The 3,627-nt window shown below is 72.0% G+C and carries 3 protein-coding genes; all 3 read left to right on the top strand.

The features are described from left to right. Positions 1-246: DUF3006 domain-containing protein (locus tag D7Y15_RS42740; RefSeq protein ID WP_233605310.1), on the top strand; the 246-nt coding region annotated here is incomplete at its 5' end. A gap of 51 nt (positions 247-297) precedes the next feature. Then, a complete protein-coding gene (locus tag D7Y15_RS42735; protein WP_121756137.1) occupies positions 298-2,355 on the top strand; it encodes an ATP-dependent DNA helicase RecQ in 2,058 nt (685 codons plus the stop codon). Positions 2,356-2,415: 60 nt separating this feature from the next. Next, positions 2,416-3,627, top strand: a 1,212-nt coding sequence (locus tag D7Y15_RS42730) for a hypothetical protein (protein ID WP_148713032.1), incomplete at its 3' end; no start/stop codon positions are given.

Below are 3,627 nucleotides of genomic sequence, written 5' to 3'. Positions count from 1 at the left end.
CTGTTGGGCCTGGGGGCAAGTCCCATCCGGGTGGAGCTGCTGGAGGAGACGCGGGCCCAGGTGGTGCGGACCGACGGAGGGCAGGCGTGCACGGTGGAGCGCTGGCGGCTGCCACCGGGCGTGCGCGAAGGGGACATCCTCGTGGACGGCCGCCTGGACCCGGAGCGGACGGAGGCGCTGCGGCGCGAGGTGGCGTTGAAACGGGCCGCGCTGGCGGTTCCCCTTCCTCCGGGGCTCGATCTGTGACGCGGGGACACCGGTATCCACGAGGGGATTGGCGTTGACGGCCCATCCAGGATGATGAACATGCGCGCGATGACGGAGTCCCTGCCCTTCCTCGAAGATGCCCAGCAGGGACTGGTGCGGCACTTCGGCCTGCCGGAGTTCCGCCCTGGACAGGCACCCGTCATCAGCTCCGTCCTCAGCGGCCGCAACACCGTGGTGGTGATGCCCACGGGCGCGGGCAAGAGCCTGTGCTACCAGCTGCCGGCGATGCTGTTGCCGGGCATCACGCTGGTGGTGTCACCGCTCATCGCGCTGATGAAGGACCAGGTGGAGCAGCTCACCGCGAAGGGCATCGCGGCCACGTACATCAACTCGTCCCTGTCCGACGTGGAGCGGGCGGAGCGCCTGCGCAAGCTGCGCGCCCGCGAGTACAAGCTGCTCTACGTGGCGCCGGAGCGCTTCCGCAGCGCAAGCTTCCTGGAGCTGGTGTCCGGGCTGGGCGTGGAGCTGCTCGCCGTGGACGAGGCGCACTGCATCTCCCAGTGGGGCCACGACTTCCGGCCGGACTACGCGCTCTTGGGCCAGGTGCGAAAGCGGCTGCGGCCCCCGCGCACGGTGGCGCTCACCGCCACGGCGACGCCGGAGGTGCGCGAGGACATCGTCCGCGTGCTCCTGATGAAGGACCCGGCGGTGTTCGCGCAGGGGTTCGACCGGCCCAACCTCTTCCTGGACGTGGTGAACGTCAGCGGGGACGAGGAGCGCCGGGACGCGTGCGCGGGCCTGGCGGCGAAGGGCGGCGGCAGCGGCATCATCTACTGCTCCACGCGCAAGGCGGCGGAAGGGATGCACTCCGCGCTCGTCACGCGCAAGGTGAAGGCGGTGCTGTACCACGCGGGCATGGAGGACGACGCCCGCCGCCGCGCGCAGGACGACTTCATGTCCGCGAAGGAGGCGGTGGCGGTGGCCACCAACGCCTTCGGCATGGGCATCGACAAGCCGGACATCCGCTTCGTCGCGCACGCCAACATCCCCCGCGCGGTGGAGGCGTACTACCAGGAGATTGGCCGCGCGGGCCGCGACGGCAACCCCGCCACGGCGGTGCTCCTGTTCAACCACGCGGACGTGTACACGCAGGAGCGCCTCATCGAGGGCAGCCACCCGTCCGAGTCCGTGCTGGCGGACATCTGGGCGCAGCTGCAGGCCGTGGAGGAGTTCGACCGGGGCGTGCACGCGCTCGCGGGCATGGTGGGCGCCAGCGAGTTCGAGGTCTCCGCCGCCCTGAAAATCTTCGAGCGCGAAGGCAAGCTGGAGCGCGGTGGCCGGGGTGAAGGCGAGTACGGCATCACGCTGACGGACAAGGCCGCCAGCGCGCAGCCGCACGCGGCGGAGTCACAGCGGCTGCTGCGTTCGCTGCTGGAGACCTTCCCCGTGGGGCGGCAGGCGACCACGGAGTTGCCCATCCTCGCGCGGCGCACGGGGCTGACGGAGGACGACGTCCGGCACGCGCTGGGCCTCCTGGAGAAGTCGGGCGTGGTGCGGGTGCGCCGGCCGTTCGCGGGGCGCTCCATCCGCGCGCTGGAGCGCGTCCCATTCCGCGAGCTGACGGTGGACCTGTCCCGGGTGCGCGAGCAGGAGCGGCTCAACCGGCTGATGCTCAAGCGGATGGCGGACTATGCGTACACGCCGAAGTGCCGGCGCGCGTTCATCCTGCGCTACTTCGGGCAGACGGACGCGGCGGCGGTGTGCGGCAAGTGCGACCGGTGCGCGGGCAGCATGATGCCCAAGCCGTCCGGCTCCTCCTCGCGCTCCCTGCCGTCCGTGGCCGGAGCGCCGGTGATGGCGTACAGCGAGCTGGCGTCCATGGAGCTGCGCCGCTGGCGCAAGGACCTGGCGAAGGACCTGGGCGTCGCGCCCTTCATCATCTTCAACGACGCAACGCTGCTGGGGCTGTCCGCCGCGCTGCCGGTGGACCGGGAGGCCTTCCTCGCGGTGAAGGGCACCGGGGAGAGCCGCTGGGAACGCTTCGGCCCCAAGGTGGTGGAGATCTGCCTGATGGCGCGCGCGGCGGGCCATGAGCCGCAGGCGGCGCCCGTGGCCCCGCGCATCCGCAAGGCGAAGTCGCGCCACTAGCCCTCCGCCTCCACTCCAGAGGGGCCCACCGGGACTCTGGTAGAACCCGCCGCAGCCGCCATGTCCTCCACGCCCCCGCTCCACCGCCGCGAGTTCCTTTCCGTCCTTGGAGCCCTGTGCGCGGCGACGCTGCTCTTCTTCCACCGCCTGCTCGCCTCCGGAGGGGTCTTCTGCGAGCGGGACATGCTCCGGGTCTGTCTGCCGGCCAAGTGGCTCTGGGTCCAGGCCGTCCGCCAGTGGGAATGGCCGGACTGGACGCCCTTCGATTCGCTGGGGCAGCCCTTCGCGGGCGCCACTGTCACCGGCGCATTCCACCCCGCGAACCTGCTGGGCCTGCTGGTGGAGGGGCCGGCGATGCTCACGCTGATGGTGCTGGTCTGCTACCCCGTCGCGGCCCTGGGCACCTATGTCCTCCTGCGGCGCTGGGGCACGCGCCCGGGCGCCGCCGGGGTGGGTGCCCTGGGCTTCGCCTTTGGCGGCGCACTGGTCAGCCTCACCAACAGCCTGCCGTACCTGCAGGCCGCCATGGCGCTCCCGTGGTTGCTGGTGGCGACGGACGCGGTGCTGAAGCATGCGTCCTGGGCGGCGGCGGGCGCGGTGGGACTGGTGCTGGGCACACTCCTCTTCGCGGGAGACCCCCAGGGCTTCGCGGTGGGAGGCGCCACGGTGCTCGCGGTGGCGGCGTTCGGCCCCCTGGAAGGCGCGCCTCGCCGCAAGGTCCTCCTGGCGGCGGGGGCGGGGTTGGGGCTCGCGCTGCTCGTGAGCGCCGTGCAGCTCTGGGCCTCCGCGTCCGTCCTGCGGGAGACGTTCGCGGAGCGGCGCACCCTGGAGACGGCCGTGGTCTGGTCGACCCATCCACTGCGCCTGCTGGACATGGCGCTGGGCAATGTCTTCGCCCTGGAGCGCCCCCTGCGCGCGCCGGTGGCGGAGGGGTTGCTGGGCACGCAGGTGAACGACTTCTGGCTCCGCTCGCTCTACGTGGGCCTGCCCATGCTCTTCCTCGCGGGAGTGGCCGCTGCGAGCCGGTGGCGGGAGCGCCGGGTCCAGTTGGCGTTGGGGCTGACGGCGCTGTTCGTCCTGCTGATGTTCGGACGCCACACGCCGCTGTATGCGCTCGTCTACGAGCTGCTCCCCCCGTGGCGTCCCTTCCGCTACCCGGAGAAGCTCTCCGTGCACGTGGCCTTCTGGCTCGCGGTGCTCGCGGGGCTGGGCGCCGAGTCGCTCGTGGCGCGAGAGGCCCCGGGCAGGCGGCGCGTGGCGTGGGTCCTGGGC

Source organism: Corallococcus sp. AB030, from assembly GCF_003668965.1.
Taxonomy (GTDB): Bacteria; Myxococcota; Myxococcia; order Myxococcales; family Myxococcaceae; genus Corallococcus; species Corallococcus exiguus.
The sequence above is the reverse complement of the archived record's forward strand: the minus strand, read 5'-3'. Positions and strand labels throughout refer to the sequence as shown.

Coding starts and splice junctions, on each gene's coding strand:
- D7Y15_RS42735 (WP_121756137.1), top strand. CDS start 298: ATGATGAACATGCGCGCGATGACGGAGTCCCTGCCCTTCCTCGAAGAT.